Below are 17,816 nucleotides of genomic sequence, written 5' to 3'. Positions count from 1 at the left end.
TTCAGGCCCGCGCCCGGCGGGCGATCTGGTTCTGCACCGTCGCCGTCAGCTCGCTCAGCGAGAAGGGCTTGGGCAGGAAGACCGAATTCGGGGTCGGCGGACGGCCTTCGCGGAACACGTCCTCGGCATAGCCGGAAACGAAGACGACGGCGGTATCCGGCCGGGTCTTCAGCGCCTCGGCGACCCAGGTCGGGCCATCCATGCCGGGCATGATCACATCGGTGACAAAGACGTCGAACTGCAGCTGATCGTCTTCGAGGATCCGCAAGGCTTCCTCGGCATTCTCGGCCTCGAACACCGTATAGCCGCGCAGTTTCAGCGCCCGCGAGGCAAAGGCCCGCACCGGCGCCTCATCCTCGACCAGAAGCACCATCGCGGCGGAATTCTCCTCGATGCTCGGCAGTTCCATTGTCGGCAGCGCCGGCTCCTGCTCGATCTCCGAGGGCCGGTCATGCGCCGGCAGGAAGAGCGTGAAACAGGTCCCCGAGCCCAGCACCGAATCGCAGAAGATATAGCCGCCGGTCTGCTTGACGATCCCGTAGGCGGTCGAGAGCCCCAGCCCCGTCCCCTCGCCCGGTTTCTTCGTCGTGTAGAAGGGTTCGAAGATCTTGCCCAGCTTGTCGGCCGGGATCCCCACCCCCTCGTCGGTCACCTTGACGACGACATAATTGCCCTTCGGCACCGCGGCACGGTCGCGCTTCAGATCCTCGATCAGATGCAGGTTCTCGGTCTCGATCCGGATCTCGCCGCCACCGGGCATCGCGTCGCGCGCATTCACCACGAGGTTCATGATCACCTGTTCCAGCTGGCGCTTATCGGCCCGGATCGGCGCCAGATTCGGGTCATGCGTCAGCGTCAGCACGACCTTTTCGCCGGTCAGCCGGTTCAGCAGATGCGTCAGATCCGACAGCGTGTCGCGCAGATCGATGATCCGCGGCTTCAGCGTCTGCTTGCGCGAAAACGCCAGAAGCTGCCCGACCAGCGAGGCCGCCCGGTTGGCATTCTGGCTGATCTGGTCAAGATCGGTGTAATCGGGGTCGCCCTTGTCGTGGCGCAGCATCAGCAAATCGCAATGACCCGAAATCGCGGTCAGCAAGTTGTTGAAATCATGCGCAACCCCGCCCGCAAGCTGGCCGATCGCCTGCATCTTCTGGCTTTGCACGAACTGGCCTTCCAGCGTCTTCAGCTGCGTCGCATCCGAGAGCACCGCAATCAGCCCCGGTCGTCCCTCCTCGATCACCCGCGCCAGCGTCACCTGCAGGAAGACCTCGCGGTCGCCGCGCCGCGCCCGCAGCACCTCGGGGCGGCGTTCGGTCCGCCCGGCCACCGCATCGACAACCCAGTCATCCACCGGACGGCCCAGCCCCTCGAACAGCTCCGACAGCTTCGTCGAGGCCGGGATCTGCCCCAAAAGCCCGCGCGCGGCCCGGTTCACCTCGATCACCCGGCCATCCACCGTCAGCCGCATCAGCGCCACCGGCAGTGCCTCGAACGAGACCGGATCGGTGCTCGGCGCCCGCCCCGGCGCGACCGGCATCAGGTAAACCTCGTCGCGTCCGCCCGCGCCCTCGATCTGCGCCACCATGCAGCGCAACGGCCCCTCGATCGTGGTGATCTCCTGTTCCTCGCCCGAGCGGATCGGCACTTCGGTGAAGATCCGGTCGAGCGTGCGGACACGCTCGCCCACCAGCCGCCGCAGCGCCTCGTTCATGAACAGGATCGTGCCCGATTTCGACGCCGTCAGCATCGGCAGCGAGATGCTTTCCGCGCCGCGCCCGCCCACCGGCCGTTCCGCCATGTCCTCCAGCCGCCACAGGAAGCCGCCGCCCTCGATCTGATGCACCGAAAGCCGCACATGGCCGCGCCGCGTCACCATATCCTCGCGTGCCGCGCCAAGCGCCGCCGCCTTCGACTGCAGCCGCGTCAGCATCGCGCCGGGATTGGCAAAGATCTCGCCCAGAGCCCGGGTCAGCGTCTGCCCCCCGCGCGAGCCGAAGCGCTCCACCGCGGCGCGGTTCTGATAGCCGATTTCCCCCTCGCCATCGGTGGTGAAAGAGGGCGAGGCGTCATGCATGATGAAGGCGGAAATCGCCCCCGCCACCTGCGTGCGCCGCCGCGCCAGATGTCGCTGCGCCAGCTTCGCCACCACCGCGAGCAGCAGGAAACTGCCCGACATCGACAGCAGAAGCGTCATCAGCACCCGGTCCTGCACGAAATATCCCGCCGTCCCGGCCGCAAGGCCAAGCACAAGCAGCACCAAAGCCCCGGGCGCAATCATGGCCGCGGACCGGCCAAGAGCCTGCATGGGCTGATCGGGATGTACCACTGGCGTCTTCCTGCGCAGAATCGTCTCCTCGCATTGCGGGTCATTTCGGTTAAAGCCTGATTAACAAAATCAAAGCTCAACCTAAAGATGTATCACAAAAGTTCTCGTTACGTTCACAGCCGCCGCAGAAGCCCCGCGAAGAAGCCGTCGCCCCCGTCGCGCGGGGAATAGCTGCGGCGTTCCGCAAGCGCGAATCCCCCGCGGCGCACAAAGGCGGAAAGCCGCGCGTCATTCTCGGCCGCCAGCAGCGAGCAGGTCATGTAAAGAAGCTGCCCGCCGGGCGCAACATGGGCCGCGGCCCGCTCCAGGATCTGATCTTGCAGCGCCGTCAGCTCGGCCAGCCGCGCCGGGGTCAGCCGCCATTTCGCCTCGGGCGTCCGCCGCCAGGTCCCCGATCCCGAACAGGGCGCATCGACCAGCACCAGATCGAAGACGCCCGCGACCTTGCCGGGCGCGGCCTGCGCGATCCGCGCCCCGGCCCGCGCGGCGCGCGGGGGAATGTCCTTCATCCGGCCCGCGTCGATGTCATGCGCGGTGATCCGCGCCCCGGGATGCGCCGCCGCCAGCGCCAACGCCTTGCCGCCGCCGCCCGCGCAGTAATCCAGCACCCGCGCCGCCTCGGGCAGCGCCAGCCCGCTCAGCACCGCCTGCGAGGCGACATCCTGCAGCTCGACCAGCCCCTGCAGATAGGCCTGCGCCGCGGCGATCCTGCGCGCCCCGGAGAGCACCCGCAGCGCGCTTGCCGCCAGCGGATGCGGCTCGGTGCCGATCCCCTCCTGTGCCAGCGCCTGCGCCGCCTCGGCCAGGCTGGCCCTGGCCAGATTGACCCGCAGAAAGACCGGCGCCCGCGCCCGCATCACGTCGGAAACGGCGTCGAAATCGGCCCCCAGATCGGCACGCAGCTGCGGCAAAAGCCAGTCAGGCCAATCCCTTGCAGCCAGATCCGCCGCCTCTGGCAGCGGCGCGGCAAAGGCCGCCACCTCCTGCGGCAAAAGCGGCGCCGGGGCATGACCCGCCCCGGTGAAGACCGTGGCCGGATCGATCCCCGCTGCCCGGCACATCCCCAGCATCAGCCCGCGCCCGTCCGCCGCCCCGCCCAGGGCGGCGAAACTGCCCCGGCAGCGCAGCGCATCATAGACATGATCGCGCACCGCCGCCCGATCCCCCGATCCGGCAAAGCGATGCGCCCGCCCCCAGTTCGTCAGCGCCCGCTCGGCCGGCTCGCCCGCCGCAATGGCGTCAAGCAGCGTGATGGCGGCGGCAATGCGGGCAGCGGGGGTCATGGGCACTCCTTTGCCCCACACCTAACCGCCTTGGAGCAAAACGAAAAGGCCCCGCCGCAGCGGAGCCTTTCGAAACGGTGAAACCGCAGCGGGCCAGTGCATTTCCTTGGCCAAATACGCCCTTTTTTTGGGGGGGGTGCGGGGGGCGAAGCCCCCCGCGGGTCGCCTCGGGCAAGGCCCGAGGCGAAACCTCAATGCGCCACCGCCCCCGCGGCGCCAAGCCCGGTTTCCGAGCGCACGAATTGCGCATCATAGCCCGCCTTGTCCCGCGCCGCCCGGGCCGACGTGTCGGTGACCGAGAAGGCCCAGATCGCGATGAAGGTCGTCGCCATCGAGAACAGCGTGTATTGCGACCAGGGGAAGATCGGGGTGTCGAACTTGAACACATCGACCCAGACCGCCGGGCCCAGCACCACCAGCACGATCGACACCACCAGCCCGATCAGCCCGCCGATGAACGCGCCGCGCGTCGTCATGCCTTTCCAGAAGATCGACAGCAACAGCACCGGGAAGTTCACCGAAGCCGCCAGGCCGAAGGCCAGACCGACCATGAAGGCGATGTTCTGGTTCTCGAACATCAGACCGAGCACGATCGCCAGCACGCCCAGCACCAGCGTCGCGATGCGCGAGACCCGCATCTCCGCCTTGTCGGCCGCGGCGCCCTTTTTCACCACATTGGCGTAAAGATCATGCGCGACCGCCGAGGCCCCGGACAGCGCCAGCCCCGACACCACCGCCAGGATGGTCGCGAAAGCCACCGCCGAGATGAAGCCAAGGAAGATGTTCCCGCCCACCGCCTGCGCCAGATGGATCGCCGCCATGTTGCCGCCGCCGATGATGCCCTTGGCATCCAGAAACTCGGGATTCTTGCCCACAAGCGTGATCGCAAGGAAACCGATCGTCGTCGTCAGCACGAAGAAATAGGCCACGAAGCCGGTCGCATAAAAGACCGATTTGCGCGCCTCTTTCGCGTCGGGCACGGTGAAGAAGCGCATCAGGATATGCGGCAGACCGGCCGGACCGAACATCAGCGCCAAGGCGAGCGACACGCCCGACACCCAATCCGTCACCAAGGGCGTCGGCTCCAGGATCGCGGCGCCCTTGGCGTGATTGGCCAGCGCATCGGCCATCAGCCGCTCGGGCGAGAAACCGAATTGCGCCAGGCCAAGGATCACCAGCAGCGTCGCCCCCGAGAGCAGCATCACCGCCTTGACGATCTGCACCCAGGTCGTGGCCAGCATGCCGCCGAAAGTGACGTAAAGCACCATCAGCACGCCCACCAGGATCACCGCGTAACTATAGGGAAGACCGAACAAAAGCTGGATCAGCTTGCCCGCCCCCACCATCTGCGCGATCAGGTAGAAGACAACGACCGTCAACGCGCCAAGCGCCGAGAGCGTGCGGATGCGCGTCTGTTCCAGCCGGAACGAGGTGATGTCGGCAAAGGTGAACTTGCCCAGATTTCGCAGCCGTTCGGCGATCAGGAACAGGATGAAGGGCCAGCCCACGGTGAAGCCGACCGTATAGATCGCGCCATCGACGCCCTTGGCAAAGACCATGCCGGAAATGCCCAGAAACGCCGCCGCCGACATGTAATCGCCCGCGATGGCCAGACCGTTCTGAAAGCCGGTGATGCCACCGCCCGCAGTGTAGAAATCGGCGGTCGATTTCGTGCGCCGCGCCGCCCAGCCGGTCAGGATCAGCGTGGCCACGACAAAGAACAGGAACATCGCGATCGCGGTCCAGTTCGTCGGCGCCTGCTGCACCGCGCCTTGAATCGCCTCGCCCGCCGCAAGGGCCGGACCGGCCATGGCGGCCAGCGCCGCCGCAAGAAGGATACGGATCATCATCGGCCTCAGTTGCGCAGGACGGATTTCAGCATCCGGTCGAACTCGCCATTGGCGCGGTACGAATAGAGGCCGGTCAGAAGGAAGGACAGCGCCAGCACGCCGGAACCGGCGATCAGCCCGATGCTCCAGGACCCCAGAAGCGGGGCCGCAAAGGCCGCGGGCCGCAGGATCGCAAAGCCGATGTAAGCCACATAAACGGCGCAGATCAGCGCCGTCAGGGTCAGCGAAAACCGGTTCCGCCGGGCCACGAGCGCCTTGAACTCGGGCTTGGCGAGGATCTTCTCATGCATGGGTGTCATCCCGTCCTCCTCATTTTGACGGGTCTCGGTATCGCCGCGTTAATGATCTGCAAAGCGTCGCGGCAGCGCAGCGAAAGATTCTTGCGCGGCCACCGCGATGCCCCCGCCGAAACCCGTCGAAAATGTTGCAAAACCTTGCAAAATGTTAACATCTTTTTGCACAGCCGCAAAGTTGCTGCCCAAAACTTGAGCAATTCCAACGGCATGGCCGCGACAAATCGTCACCCATGCGCCAGGCGCGATTCGGCCATGCATTTGCTGCATTGCAACAGGGATGCCGTCCCGGGCCGGGTTACTGCCGCAACAGCCGTGCCTCGGCGGCATCGGCCTTGGCCCAGCGTTGCACCCCCGCGGTGATCGCCGCCACCATCTGCGTCCGCCAGGTCTCGTCATGCAGCCGCGCCCGGTCGATGTCCGAGGACATGAAGCCAAGTTCCAGCAGCGCCGAGGGAATGTCGGGCGAGCGCAGCACGGCGAAATCCGCCCCCTGCACCGGATGGCGGTGCATGCGCAGCCCCTCGCCCTTGATCGCGCCCGAGAGCACCTGACCAAAGCGCACCGCGCGGGGCTGCGTCTCGGTCCGGGCCAGATCCATCAGCACGCCCGCCACCGCATCGTCATGCCCCGCCAGATCGACCCCCGCGAGCAAATCGGCGCGGTCGTGCCGCTCGGCCAGTTTCTGCGCCGCGCTGTCAGAGGCGGTCTCGTCGAACAGATAGACCGTCGCCCCCATCGCCTCGCCCTCGGGCAGGGCATCGGCATGCAGCGACAGGAACAGATCGGCGCCGAACTCATGCGCCAGCGTCAGCCGGGCATCCAGCGGCACGAAGATGTTTTCCTCGCGCGTCATCTTCACCTCGATGCCCGCCCGGGTCAGCGCCTCCTTCAGCTCGCGCGCGAAGGTCAGCACCAGCACGGCTTCGGAATAGCCATCCGCCTCGGCCCCGGGGTCCAGCCCGCCGTGCCCCGGGTCCAGCACCACCCGAAGCGGCGCCGATCCGTCCTGACGCCGATGCGGCGCGGCGGTGGGCGCAGGCTGCGGCAGATCCCACAGCGCCGATTGCGCGGCGCCGTCACGGGCGACGAAATCCGCCGCCTCGACCCGTTCGAGCACCAGATGCAGGTTCGGCGTCTCGCCCGTGCGCTCTTCGGCCGAGACCAGCCGCACCGGCCCGGTCAGCTCGGCGACAAAGCGCGACCAGCCCGGCCGAAAGGCGCCCCAGCGGATTTCGCCCAAAAGCCCCTTTTGCGCGTAATCCTTTGGATTGGCGGCGGAAAAATCCACCTCGCGGAAATCGACCACCAGCCGCGGCGGGGCGTCAAGCAGGAAGGCGCGGAATGGCACCGGCTGGCTCAGGCCCAGCGTCACCTCGGTCACGAAGGCCGAGGGCTGGGCCACGCTGGTGCGCGCGGGCTCCAGCCGGGCCAGCGCCGAAAGCTGCGGCCCTTGCGCCGATGCGGGGACCGCCAGCGCCCAAAGCGCCGCGAGAACGAGGAAGATCCGTGCCATGCCTGCTCCGTTTTTCGCCACTATAGCGCAAGCGCCCCGGCACGGGAATCCCGCTCAGCGGTTCGCCATGAAACGGGCGAGCCGGTCGAGGCCTTCCTCGATATCCGCCGTCGCCCGGGCATAGGAAAAGCGCAAGGTGGTGGCGCCCCGCACCGGGTCGAAATCAAGCCCCGGCGTGACGGCAACCCCCGCCTTTTCCAGCACTTCCGCCGCAAAGGCGCGGCTGTCCGTGGTCAGGTCGGACACGTCCGCATAGATATAGAAGGCGCCATCCGGCGGGGCGATTTTCGTGAAGCCCGCCTTCGGCAGCCGGTCCAGCATCAGCGCCCGGTTCGCCGCATAGACGGCCCGGTTCGCCTCCAGCTCCTCGGTCGCCTCCAGCGCGGCAAGGGCGGCGATTTGCGACGCGTGGGGCGGGCAGATGAACAGGTTCTGCGCCAGCCGCTCGACGGTGCGGATATGGGTTTCGGGAACCACCATCCAGCCCAGCCGCCAGCCGGTCATGGAGAAATATTTCGAGAAAGAGTTGATCACACAGGCTTCGTCGCCGATTTCCAGCGCCGAGACCGCGCGGCCCTCGTAATGCAGCCCGTGGTAGATCTCGTCCGAGACGAAGGCCAGATCGCGCTCGGCCGCGGCCGTCATCAGCGCGGCAAGCTCGGCCCGGCCCAGCATCGTGCCGGAGGGATTGCCGGGCGAGGCGACGATCAGCCCCTGCACATCGGCCGGGATCTCGGACGGCACGGGCTGGAAGCGGTTCTCGGCCCGGGTCAGGATATCGACCGGCGTCACCGACATCGCACGCAGGATCTGCCGATAGCTCGGATAGCCGGGCGCGCCCAAGGCCACCCGGTCGCCCGCATCGAAGAGCGCCGAAAAGGCCAGGATGAAGGCCCCCGAAGAGCCCGGCGTGACCACCACCCGATCGGGGTTCAGATCGACGCCGTACCAGCGGCGGTAAAGATCGGCGATGCCGCGGCGCAGCTCGGGCAGGCCAAGCGCCACCGTGTACCCCAGGCTCTCCCGCTCCAGCGCCGCCGCCATCGCCTGCCGCGCCAAAGCGGGCGCAGGCGTCGAGGGCTGCCCCACCTCCATATGGATGATGTGCCGACCGGCCGCCTCGGCCGCGCGGGCGGCTTCCATCACATCCATCACGATGAAGGGATCGACCTGTCCCCGGTTCGAAAAACGCATCGCTTCCTCCGTGGTTTGGCGGCGGCCATAGGCCCGCGCGCGGCCCGGGTCAATGGCGAAACCGGCAAGGCCGGTCTGCTTTTCCCTTGCGCAGGCGGCGGGCTTTGGCCACTCTCGCGCCGATCTGATACGGCCCTGAAAGGACCACGATGAAACACCTCTCCCTTGCCGCCCTGACGATGGCCGCCGTTCTTGGCACGCCCGCCGCCGCGCTGGATCTTTCGGCGATGAGTGCCGCGGACAAGGCCCGCTTCGGCGAGGCGGTGAAAGCCTATCTGATGGAAAACCCCGAGGTTCTGGTCGAGGCGATCAACAAGCTCGAGGAACGCCAGCAGGCGGCGCAGGCCGACAATGACAAGGTCCTGGTGCAGACGAACGCCGATGACATCTTTCATTTCGCGGGCGACTGGGTTGGCGGCAACCCGGAAGGCGACGTGACGATGGTCGAATTCATCGATTACAAATGCACCTATTGCAAGAAGGCCTATGAGGTCGTCGACGAGGTGCTGAAAAAGGACGGCAAGATCCGCTTCGTGGTCAAGGAATTCCCGATCCTGTCGGATCAGTCGGTGCTGGCGGCGCGGTTCGCGGTGGCGACGCGGCAGGTGGCGGGCGACGCGGCCTATGAAAAGGTGCATGACGCGCTGATGGCGGTGCGCGGCGACATCACGCTCGACAGTCTGCAACGACTGGCCGAGGAGCAGAAGATCGACGCCAAGGCGGTGCTGGCGCAGATGAACTCCGAAGAGGTGACGTCGGTGCTGCGGGCGAATGCGCAGCTGGCCGAGCGGATGGCGATTGCGGGCACGCCCGCCTTTGTGGTGGGCGGGCAGCTCTTGCGCGGCTATGCCCCCGCCGAGGTGATGGCGCAGATCGTCGCCGACGAACGCGGCTGATCGCGTCAGCTTGCGTTTTCAAAGGGGGCTTCGGCCCCCTTTTTCAATCCGCCCCCCAGCGCGCGAGCGCCGTTTCGGCCGAAATCCGGGTCTGCGCCGATCCCGCCCCGATGGCGCCGGGCGTGCGCGAAAGCTTCGGCGCCGGGGCGGGCTGGGTCAGCCCCTCATGCGTCAGATAGGCGCCGCGGGCGCGGTTGTGCGGATGGGCGGCGGCCTCCTGCAGGTTCAGCACCGGCGTCGCGCAGGCATCCGAGCCCGCAAAGATCCTCTCCCACTCTGCCCGGCTGCGTTCGGCAAACCGCGCCTGCAGCGCCGCGCGCAGGGCGGGCCAGGTCGCACGGTCCTTCCGGTCGGGCAGCTCGCCCGGGGCGAACCCCGCAAGGCGCTGAAATTCCGCCCAGAACTTATCCTCCAGCGGGCCGATGGCGAAATGCCCGCCACAGGCGCAGCGATAGGTGGTGTAATAGGGCACGCCGCCATCGAGCAGATTGCCGCCGCGCGGCGCCGACCAGAGCCCCTGCCCCGCCAGCCCCGAAATCATCCCCATCAGATGCGCCACCCCGTCGGTGATCGCCGCATCGACCACCTGGCCCTGACCGGTCGCACGCGCCTGCAGGATCGCCGCCAGCATCCCGAAGGCCAGGTAAAGCCCGCCGCCGCCGAAATCGCCGACAAGGTTCAGCGGCAGAACCGGCGTCTCGGGCGTGCCGATGCTGCCAAGTGCCCCCGAAAGCGCGATGTAATTGATGTCATGCCCGGCGGTCTGCGCCAGCGGCCCGCTTTGGCCCCAGCCGGTCATCCGGCCGTAAACCAGCCGCGGGTTTTCGGGAAAGGCGTCGGGGCCAAGACCCAGCCGCTCCATCGCGCCGGGCCGCATCCCCTCGATCAGCGCATCGGCGCGCAGGATCAGCTGACGCGCAACCGCCTGATCCGCGGGGGATTTCAGATCCAGCTCCAGCACGTCGCGGCCGCGGTCAAGCGGATCGACCGCCATCCCCAGCACATGCGCCGCAGCCCCCCGGGCGCCCGGACGGGCGATGCGGATCACCTCGGCCCCCATGTCGGCCATCAGCTGCGCGGTGAAGGGCGTCGGCCCAAGGCCCGAGATCTCGACGATGCGCAGTCCGGTGAGTGGGCCCGTGGTCATGCAATCCCCCGTGAAAAGGCCGGGGGCTTTGCGCCCCCGGACCCCCGCAGGATATTTGCAGCAAGGTGAAGGGGAAGCGTTACGCTGCGTCAGCCGGTGCCGCGGGCTCGGGGCGGTGATGTTCGTTGAAATATTCCCATTCGCCGACCTTGCGGCCATCGGGCAGCTTGCAGGTCGCATCGCCGCCCGGGGTCATGTCGTTGAGCAGCACCTCGCCGCCCTGTTCGACGCAGAAGACAGAGGCCGGATTGGCCAGGCCCGCAGGTTTGTCGGCGGGCGGGGTGGCTTCGGTACAGGCAGCAAGCGCAAGCAGCAGCAGCGGAAGGTATTTCATCGCGACCTCACATGACACGGGACGGGTGCGGCCAGCATCCCACAGAGCCCGTGCCGGAGCCAGCGGTGATTATCCGGCCGGGATCAGGAGGCGGCCTTTTCCTCCAGCAGCAGCCATTCTTCCTCGGCCGCCGCCAGCGCCGCTTCGCGTTCCCCCAGCATGTCCGAGGCCTTGGCGAATTTCACCGGCTCGCGGGTGAAGAGATCGGGGTCCGACAGCAATTCATGCAGCTTGCCGATCTCGCGTTCGAGCTTCTCGATGATCCCGGGCAGGGCCTCGAGCCGATGTTTCTCGGTAAAGGTCAGGCCGGATTTCTTCGCCGCCTCCTTCGGGGCCTCGGCGGGCTTTTTCGGCGCGGCCTTTTCCGGCGCGGCGGCGGCGGGGGCGGCGGTCAGCGCTCGTTGCGCCTGATAATCGGTCCAGCCGCCCGCATAGACGGTGGCCCGGCCGTCGCCCTCCATCGCGATCGTGGTGCTGGCGACGCGGTCGATGAAATCGCGGTCGTGGCTGACCAGAAGCACGGTGCCGTCATAGTCGCCCAGAATATCCTGCAGCAGGTCCAGGGTTTCGACGTCCAGATCGTTGGTCGGCTCGTCCAGCACCAGCAGGTTCGAGGGTTTCGCCATGATCCGCGCCAGCAAAAGCCGCGCCCTCTCGCCCCCCGAAAGCGAGCCGATCGGCGCGCGGGCCTGGCTTTCGTCAAACAGGAAATCCTTGAGATAGGCGACGACATGCTTGGGCTGGCCGCGCACCATCACCTGATCGGACCGGCCCGAGACCCGCATCTCGGGATCGTTCACCAGCCCGTCCCACAGCGTCATCGAGAAATCCAGCGTCGCGCGGGTCTGATCGAAGACCGCCATCTCGAGGTTGGTGCCATGGGTGACCGTCCCCGCATCCGGGGCCAGCTCGCCGGTCAGCATCTTCAGAAGCGTCGTCTTGCCGACGCCGTTCGGGCCGACGAAAGCCACCCGGTCGCCGCGCAGCACGCGCAGATCGAAGCCCCTGACGATCGCCTTGTCGCCAAAGGTCTTGACCAGCCCCTTCGCCTCGATCACCCGCTTGCCCGAGGCCGGACCGCTTTCCAGCTCCATCAGGGCGGTGCCCTGCCGCCGGATCTGCCCGGCGCGTTCGGCCCGCAGCGCCTGCAGCGCGCGGACCCGGCCCATGTTGCGCTTGCGGCGTGCCGAGATCCCCTCGACCGCCCATTTCGCCTCGGCCTTGATCTTGCGGTCCAGCTTGTGACGGGCCTCGTCCTCCTCGGCCCAAAGCGTCTCGCGCCAGTCCTCGAAATGCTCGAAACCCTTTTCGAGCCGCCGCACCTGACCGCGGTCGATCCACAGAACCGCCTGCGTCAGATGGCGCAAAAAGGCGCGGTCGTGGGAGATCAGCACATAGGCCGTGCGGGTGTCGCGCAGATAGTCTTCCAGCCAGCCGATCGCCTGAACATCCAGATGGTTCGTCGGCTCGTCGAGCAGCATCAGCTCGGGCGCCTCGGCCAGAAGCTTCGCCAGCGCGGCACGGCGGCGCTCGCCGCCCGAAGCGGTGGCAACCGGCGCGTCAGGACGGAATTTCAGCCCCTCGGCCACCATCTCGATACGGTAGCGCTCGGCCTCGGAAAGCCCCGAGGCGGCATAATCGCCCAAGGTCGCAAAGGCCGAGAGGTCCGGCTCCTGTTCCATATAGCCGACGCGGGTGCCGCTGGGCACGGTGCGGGCGCCCTGATCGGGCTCGACCAGCCCCGCCATCACCTTCATCAGCGTCGATTTCCCCGAGCCGTTGCGGCCGACAAGCGCGACGCGGTCGCCCTCCTGCACGGTCAGGTCGAGCCCGTCATAAAGGGGATTGCCGCCGAAAGTCAGCGAGATCGAGGAAAGCTGAAGAAGAGGTGCGCGTGCCATGTCCTCCCGCTAGCCGGGCGGCGCGAAAAGGTCAACGGGGAGGGGCGCTGCCGCCGCCGTCTGCCGGATCGTTCGGCCGGGGGAAAGCGGACCCGACTGCCCCTTCGCCTTGGCCAGATATCCCGAGCGGGTCCGATGCGGCGCGTCTTTCCGGCCCGGTTCACAAAAACCCGGTCCCGCGGGGCGGGGCCGGGTTCGGCGGTCGGATGTCGCGGCAAGCGGGCGTCAGGCGTCCTTGCCGGGTTTCTCGCCCGGCGGCGTGTAGGTGTGGATCAGCACGTAATAGCAATAGGCCGCCGCCCCGATGAACAGGATCGGCCAGAGGATGCCGCCCAGGAACACCGCCTCGAACACGGCCCAGCCGACAAGAAAGATCACGGGCAAAAGCCGCATCGGCAGCGGGCGCAGCATGGGATGATCGAAAATGGCCAAGGATGGTCCCTCCCTCGGGTCGGTATGAGGCTTGCGCAAGGCGCCCTTTGCACCTTGCGCGCAAAACCTTTGCCAAGGCGGGGGCAAAGTCAATGGCACGCAATGCCGCCCCCGGCAGGCAAAAGGCCCCGCACGCTGCGGGGCCTTTCGGATCTGCGACCGGCCTTCGGGGGGCTCAGGCACGCAGATCGAAGCGGTCGGCCTGCATCACCTTGACCCAGGCGGCGGTGAAATCGGTCACGAACTTGCCCGCGGCGTCGTCTTGCGCGTAAAGCTCGGCATAGGCGCGCAGGATCGCGTTCGAGCCGAAGACCAGATCGACGCGGCTGGCGCCGTATTTCACCGCCCCGGTGGCGCGGTCGCGCAGCTCGTAGCCGCCCCCGACCCGGTGCCAGCTCAGCCCCATGTCGGTCAGCGTGACGAAGAAATCGGTCGAAAGCACGCCCGGACGCTCGGTGAAGACGCCCTGCGGATTGGCCCCGTGATTGGCGCCGATGACCCGCAGACCGCCCAGAAGCACCGTCATTTCCGGCGCCGTCAGCCCCATCAGCTGCGCCCGGTCCAGAAGCAGCTCCTCGGGCGAGACCGCGTAATCCGCCTTCAGCCAGTTGCGGAAGCCGTCATGCACCGGCTCCAGCACGTCAAAGGACGGCCCGTCCGTCATCGCCGCGGTCGCATCGCCGCGACCGGGGGTGAAGGGCACCTCCAGCGCGAAACCCGCCGCCGCCGCGGCCTGTTCCACGCCCAGATTGCCCGCCAGCACGATCACATCGGCGACCGAGGCCCCCGCCGCCGCCGCGATCGGTTCGAGCACCGCAAGCACCCGCGCCAGACGCTCGGGCTCGTTGCCCGCCCAGTCCTTTTGCGGCGCCAGCCGGATCCGGGCGCCATTCGCGCCGCCGCGATAATCCGACTGCCGGAAGGTGCGCGCCGAATCCCAGGCCGTCGCCACCAGATCGGCAACCGAAAGCCCCGAAGCCGCAATCTGCGCCTTGACCTTGGCCACGTCCCAGCCGGTCGGGCCCTGCGGCACCGGGTCCTGCCAGATCAGATCCTCGGCGGGCACATCGGGGCCGATGTAGCGCGCCTTCGGCCCCATGTCGCGATGCAGCAGCTTGAACCAGGCGCGCGCGAAAGCGTCGTCGAAGGCGGCCGGATCGGCCATGAACTTCTGACAGATCGCATTGTAGACCGGATCGACCTTCATCGCCATGTCGGCATCGGTCATCAGGGGATCGTGGCGGGTGGTCAGGTCGGTCGCATCGAGCGGCTTCGCCTCCTCGGCGATCGTCACCGGCTTCCACTGCCAGGCGCCCGCGGGGGATTTCGTCAGCTCCCAGTCATGGCCGAAGAGCATCTCGAAATAGCCCATGTCCCAGCGCGTCGGATGCGTGGTCCAGGCGCCCTCGATCCCCGAGGTGACGGCCTGCGCCGCCTTGCCGCCCATATGCGGGTTCGACCAGCCAAGGCCCTGATCGGTCACATCGGCTGCTTCCGGGTCCGGCCCCAGCGCCTTGGCATCGCCATTGCCATGCGCCTTGCCGACCGTATGGCCGCCCGCGGTCAGGGCCACGGTTTCCTCGTCATTCATCCCCATCCGCGCGAAAGTCTCGCGGATATGCAGCGCCGTGCGGGCCGGATCGGGCTGGCCGTTCACCCCCTCGGGGTTCACATAGATCAGCCCCATCTGCACCGCGGCCAGGGGGTTTTCCATCGTCTCGGGCTTTGCCAGATCGCCATAGCGGCCATCGGACGGCGCCAGCCAGTCCTTTTCCGCGCCCCAATAGACGTCCTTTTCCGGCGCCCAGATATCTTCGCGGCCAAAGCCGAAACCGAAGGTCTTCAGCCCCATCGACTCGTAAGCCACCGTGCCCGCGAACAGGATCAGATCGGCCCAGCTGACGGCATTGCCGTATTTCTTCTTGATCGGCCACAGAAGCCGCCGCGCCTTGTCGAGGCTGACGTTGTCGGGCCAGGAATTCAGCGGCGCAAAGCGCTGGTTGCCGGTATTGCCGCCGCCGCGCCCGTCCGCCGCGCGATAGCTGCCCGCCGCGTGCCAGGCCATGCGGATCATCAGCCCGCCGTAATGGCCCCAGTCAGCCGGCCACCAGGGCTGGCTGTCGGTCATGAGTGCATGCAGATCGGCGCGCAGCGCCGCCACGTCGAGCCCCTTGACCGCGGCGCGATAATCGAACCCGTTCAACGGGTTGCCCTTGGTGTCATGCTGATGCAGGATGTCAAGATTGAGCGCATTCGGCCACCAGCTGGTGTTCGACACCCCCGCCGCCGTCATCGCGCCATGCATCACCGGGCATTTGCCGGTCGCCTTGTCCTTGCCGTCCATCTTGTCCTCCGCTGGGGTCGTTGCTGTTGCGATGAAACTAGAAGGCGATTTTGATAAATTCCAATTGCATTATCTGAAGCCTGCGATAGTTTTTCATTATGATAAACCTCTCGATGAAACAGCTTCGCTATTTCGACGCGCTGGCGCGGACGGGCCATTTCGGCCGCGCCGCCGAGGATTGCGCGATTTCGCAGCCCGCGCTTTCGGTGCAGATCCGCGAGATGGAGGAGACGATGGGCGCGGCGCTGTTCGAGCGCGGGCCGCGGCAGGTGCATCTGACGGCGCTGGGCGCGGCGATGGTGCCGCGGGTGCGGGCGATCCTGCGCGGGGTGGACGAGCTCTCCGATCTGGCCCGCGCCGCGCAGGGGCCGCTTTCGGGGCGGCTGCGGCTGGGGGTCATTCCGACGATTGCACCCTATCTTCTGCCCGGCCTGGTCGCGGGGCTTGTGCAGAGCCACCCGGGGCTTGACGTCGCCCCGCGCGAGGCGGTGACGGGCAAGCTGATCGCGGCGCTGACCGAGGCGCAGCTGGATGCGGCGATCCTGGCCCTGCCGGTCTCGGAGCCGTCGCTGGCCGAGGTGCCGCTTTTCACCGAGGATTTCGTGCTGGTGCGACCGGCGACCGAGGCGGGCAAGCCCGTGCCCTCGGCCGAGGCGCTGCCGCAGATGCGGCTTTTGCTGCTGGAAGAGGGGCATTGCTTCCGCGATCAGGCGCTGGAATTTTGCAAGGTGGGCGGCGTGACCCCGCGCACGGTGATGGAGGGGTCGTCGCTGGCCACGCTGACGCAGATGGTCGGCGCGGGGATCGGGGTGACGCTGTTGCCCGAGATCGCGCTGCCGGTCGAGACGCGTTCGGCCGCGGTGTCGGTGGCACGTCTGGCCGCGCCTGCGCCCGCGCGGCGGGTGGGGCTGGTGTGGCGCCGCTCCTCGCCGCTTGCGGAACAGTTGACCGAGGTGGCGGCGGTGATCGCCAGGATCGGCACCGCTCTGCGGGACCGGGCGCGGGAGGCGTGAGGTCGGCGGGTTCGGGTCAAATCTGACCGAGGCCATCGCCGAGGTCATGCGGCACATCTGCGCAGTGACCCCCGAGTGCCCAAAGCACTCGGGCAGCGCCCGCCCCGCCCATGGCGGGCGCTTCTCGCCCGCCGGGGCAGGCGCCGCCCTCTGTTGCGCCTGGGGATGCGGTCATGCCGCAACGGGATCGAAACGGGCGGGGAAAGGCGGTGCCTTTCCTGATCCGCCCGACGCCCCCCTCAGAACAGCTTCTTGTCCAGCCCGGTGCGGATCAGCCCCAGCGTGATCAGCGCGGCCCCGGTGACGGCGATGAGGTAGACCTCGACCCGCGGCAAGCTGTAGTGGTTGAGCCAGATCACGATCCCCACATGGATGAAATAGATCCCGGCCGAGAGCGTGCCCACGGGCCACCGCGTGAGCCAGTCGGGAAAGCCCCGCGCCTTGACGCCAAGCGCCACCAGAAGCGGCCCGGTGACGGCGGCGGTCAAAAGCGTCTCGGGCGCCAGCGGATGCGCGCCGCCAAGCGCCTTCATCAGCTCGGATTCCCCCACGACCGACACAAGCCCGATCAGCGCGCCCCAGAACGCCACCCGCAGGGGAATGCGCGCCACCAGCCCGCTGCGGCGGCTCATGTAGCCGATCAGATAGAACGGAAAGCCCATCAAGACGCCGTTCTTCGCATCCGGCCAGAAGCCGCGCGGCAACAGATAGAAGCCGATCGCCCATTGCAGCGCGAAGCCCGCCAAGAGCACCGCAATCGCAATCGCCCAGATCGCCCGGTCGGAAAGCCGCCAGACCAGCTGCGACAGCCCCACCGCGATCGCCAGGCCGACCAGAAACCACAGATGCCAATAGCCGAAGACCCAGAATTTCGCATATTCGATCAGCCCGTGGTCCCAGACCGTCTGCCACCAGGCGGGCAGATAGATCGCCAGCCAGAGGAAATGCAGCTTCAGATAGCGCCCCATCAGCTTGACCGAGCGCCCCGGCACCTCGGGACGGAAGGTGTAGCCCGCGACGACGAAAAACGCCGGAACCCCGATCCGCGCCAGACCATTGCCAAGCGCCCACATCGCCTCGTCGCTGACGCCGCGAAACGGGTTGGCATGGATCGTCACCACCAGAAGCGCCAGAAAGAGTTTCAGCAGATCCAGCCCGAACAGGCGTTGCGTCTTGGCGGCGGTGGCGGTCATGCGGCTCTCGAAGCTGTGATCCCCCTGCCCTAGCGCCGCCGCCGCCGCGGATCAAGGCCCGCCATCAAGACCCGGGTGAGCCAACGTGCCGCCT

At 67.4% G+C, this 17,816-nt stretch carries 15 protein-coding genes; 2 read left to right on the top strand and 13 right to left on the bottom strand.

Annotation, left to right across the window (positions count from 1 at the left end; genetic code table 11):
* Window position 1 precedes the first annotated feature (1 nt).
* The 7 genes from RCAP_RS08675 to RCAP_RS08650 form a co-directional block, all read right to left on the bottom strand.
* The gene (locus RCAP_RS08675) at window positions 2-2,278 is read right to left on the bottom strand and encodes an ATP-binding response regulator (RefSeq protein WP_238530187.1); all 2,277 of its coding nucleotides are present in this window, start codon (window positions 2,276-2,278) and stop codon (window positions 2-4) included.
* Window positions 2,279-2,439: 161 nt separating this feature from the next.
* Window positions 2,440-3,609: an RsmB/NOP family class I SAM-dependent RNA methyltransferase gene (locus RCAP_RS08670; protein ID WP_013067472.1), complete on the bottom strand. Its 1,170-nt coding sequence runs from the start codon at window positions 3,607-3,609 to the stop codon at window positions 2,440-2,442.
* A gap of 191 nt (window positions 3,610-3,800) precedes the next feature.
* The gene (locus tag RCAP_RS08665; RefSeq protein ID WP_013067471.1) at window positions 3,801-5,456 is read right to left on the bottom strand and encodes a cation acetate symporter; all 1,656 of its coding nucleotides are present in this window, start codon (window positions 5,454-5,456) and stop codon (window positions 3,801-3,803) included.
* Window positions 5,457-5,464: 8 nt separating this feature from the next.
* Entirely contained in the window at window positions 5,465-5,758 is a 294-nt protein-coding gene (locus tag RCAP_RS08660) for a DUF485 domain-containing protein (protein ID WP_013067470.1), read from the bottom strand.
* 39 nt (window positions 5,759-5,797) lie between these two features.
* Window positions 5,798-6,022 (bottom strand): hypothetical protein, encoded by a 225-nt coding sequence (locus RCAP_RS19280; RefSeq protein WP_131618302.1) that lies wholly within the window; start codon window positions 6,020-6,022, stop codon window positions 5,798-5,800.
* Window positions 6,023-6,050: 28 nt separating this feature from the next.
* Entirely contained in the window at window positions 6,051-7,268 is a 1,218-nt protein-coding gene (locus RCAP_RS08655) for an N-acetylmuramoyl-L-alanine amidase (protein ID WP_013067469.1), read from the bottom strand.
* Between the two features lie 54 nt (window positions 7,269-7,322).
* Window positions 7,323-8,462, bottom strand: coding sequence for a pyridoxal phosphate-dependent aminotransferase (locus RCAP_RS08650; protein WP_013067468.1), 1,140 nt, complete (start codon window positions 8,460-8,462; stop codon window positions 7,323-7,325).
* 149 nt (window positions 8,463-8,611) lie between these two features.
* On the opposite strand from RCAP_RS08650, the gene RCAP_RS08645 reads away from it, so the two are divergent.
* Window positions 8,612-9,358 carry a DsbA family protein gene (locus RCAP_RS08645; RefSeq protein ID WP_013067467.1) on the top strand — a complete coding sequence of 249 codons (747 nt, stop codon included), beginning with the start codon at window positions 8,612-8,614 and terminating at the stop codon, window positions 9,356-9,358.
* A gap of 43 nt (window positions 9,359-9,401) precedes the next feature.
* Here RCAP_RS08645 and RCAP_RS08640 read toward each other — a convergent pair whose 3' ends face one another.
* From RCAP_RS08640 to katG, 5 genes are all read right to left on the bottom strand, one after another.
* A complete protein-coding gene (locus RCAP_RS08640; protein WP_013067466.1) occupies window positions 9,402-10,505 on the bottom strand; it encodes a CaiB/BaiF CoA transferase family protein in 1,104 nt (367 codons plus the stop codon).
* A gap of 79 nt (window positions 10,506-10,584) precedes the next feature.
* On the bottom strand, window positions 10,585-10,839 hold the full coding sequence (locus RCAP_RS08635) for a DUF333 domain-containing protein (RefSeq protein WP_013067465.1): 255 nt from the start codon (window positions 10,837-10,839) through the stop codon (window positions 10,585-10,587).
* A gap of 83 nt (window positions 10,840-10,922) precedes the next feature.
* Window positions 10,923-12,740 carry an ABC-F family ATP-binding cassette domain-containing protein gene (locus RCAP_RS08630; RefSeq protein ID WP_013067464.1) on the bottom strand — a complete coding sequence of 606 codons (1,818 nt, stop codon included), beginning with the start codon at window positions 12,738-12,740 and terminating at the stop codon, window positions 10,923-10,925.
* Between the two features lie 225 nt (window positions 12,741-12,965).
* On the bottom strand, window positions 12,966-13,151 hold the full coding sequence (locus RCAP_RS08625; protein ID WP_031321197.1) for a hypothetical protein: 186 nt from the start codon (window positions 13,149-13,151) through the stop codon (window positions 12,966-12,968).
* A gap of 196 nt (window positions 13,152-13,347) precedes the next feature.
* Window positions 13,348-15,516, bottom strand: a complete 2,169-nt coding sequence (katG, locus tag RCAP_RS08620) for a catalase/peroxidase HPI (protein ID WP_013067462.1) — start codon at window positions 15,514-15,516, stop codon at window positions 13,348-13,350.
* Between the two features lie 98 nt (window positions 15,517-15,614).
* Here katG and RCAP_RS08615 point away from each other — a divergent pair, with 98 nt between their 5' ends.
* A complete protein-coding gene (locus tag RCAP_RS08615) occupies window positions 15,615-16,529 on the top strand; it encodes a hydrogen peroxide-inducible genes activator (protein WP_013067461.1) in 915 nt (304 codons plus the stop codon).
* 239 nt (window positions 16,530-16,768) lie between these two features.
* Here the strand turns inward: RCAP_RS08615 and RCAP_RS08610 are convergent, their stop codons facing one another.
* On the bottom strand, window positions 16,769-17,722 hold the full coding sequence (locus RCAP_RS08610) for an acyltransferase family protein (RefSeq protein WP_013067460.1): 954 nt from the start codon (window positions 17,720-17,722) through the stop codon (window positions 16,769-16,771).
* Between the last annotated feature and the right edge of the window lie 94 nt (window positions 17,723-17,816).

This window comes from Rhodobacter capsulatus SB 1003, assembly GCF_000021865.1.
In the GTDB taxonomy this organism is placed as follows: Bacteria; Pseudomonadota; Alphaproteobacteria; order Rhodobacterales; family Rhodobacteraceae; genus Rhodobacter; species Rhodobacter capsulatus_B.
Note: the sequence above shows the minus strand (reverse complement) of the source record. Positions and strands in the feature narration are given on the sequence as shown.

What these genes read in the sequence shown, in the direction of transcription:
- RCAP_RS08675 (WP_238530187.1), bottom strand. Translation starts at nt 2,278, where the DNA reads ATGATTGCGCCCGGGGCTTTGGTGCTGCTTGTGCTTGGCCTTGCGGCC.
- RCAP_RS08670 (WP_013067472.1), bottom strand. Translation starts at nt 3,609, where the DNA reads ATGACCCCCGCTGCCCGCATTGCCGCCGCCATCACGCTGCTTGACGCC.
- RCAP_RS08665 (WP_013067471.1), bottom strand. Translation starts at nt 5,456, where the DNA reads ATGATCCGTATCCTTCTTGCGGCGGCGCTGGCCGCCATGGCCGGTCCG.
- RCAP_RS08660 (WP_013067470.1), bottom strand. Translation starts at nt 5,758, where the DNA reads ATGACACCCATGCATGAGAAGATCCTCGCCAAGCCCGAGTTCAAGGCG.
- RCAP_RS19280 (WP_131618302.1), bottom strand. Translation starts at nt 6,022, where the DNA reads ATGCAGCAAATGCATGGCCGAATCGCGCCTGGCGCATGGGTGACGATT.
- RCAP_RS08655 (WP_013067469.1), bottom strand. Translation starts at nt 7,268, where the DNA reads ATGGCACGGATCTTCCTCGTTCTCGCGGCGCTTTGGGCGCTGGCGGTC.
- RCAP_RS08650 (WP_013067468.1), bottom strand. Translation starts at nt 8,462, where the DNA reads ATGCGTTTTTCGAACCGGGGACAGGTCGATCCCTTCATCGTGATGGAT.
- RCAP_RS08645 (WP_013067467.1), top strand. Translation starts at nt 8,612, where the DNA reads ATGAAACACCTCTCCCTTGCCGCCCTGACGATGGCCGCCGTTCTTGGC.
- RCAP_RS08640 (WP_013067466.1), bottom strand. Translation starts at nt 10,505, where the DNA reads ATGACCACGGGCCCACTCACCGGACTGCGCATCGTCGAGATCTCGGGC.
- RCAP_RS08635 (WP_013067465.1), bottom strand. Translation starts at nt 10,839, where the DNA reads ATGAAATACCTTCCGCTGCTGCTGCTTGCGCTTGCTGCCTGTACCGAA.
- RCAP_RS08630 (WP_013067464.1), bottom strand. Translation starts at nt 12,740, where the DNA reads ATGGCACGCGCACCTCTTCTTCAGCTTTCCTCGATCTCGCTGACTTTC.
- RCAP_RS08625 (WP_031321197.1), bottom strand. Translation starts at nt 13,151, where the DNA reads ATGCTGCGCCCGCTGCCGATGCGGCTTTTGCCCGTGATCTTTCTTGTC.
- katG (WP_013067462.1), bottom strand. Translation starts at nt 15,516, where the DNA reads ATGGACGGCAAGGACAAGGCGACCGGCAAATGCCCGGTGATGCATGGC.
- RCAP_RS08615 (WP_013067461.1), top strand. Translation starts at nt 15,615, where the DNA reads ATGATAAACCTCTCGATGAAACAGCTTCGCTATTTCGACGCGCTGGCG.
- RCAP_RS08610 (WP_013067460.1), bottom strand. Translation starts at nt 17,722, where the DNA reads ATGACCGCCACCGCCGCCAAGACGCAACGCCTGTTCGGGCTGGATCTG.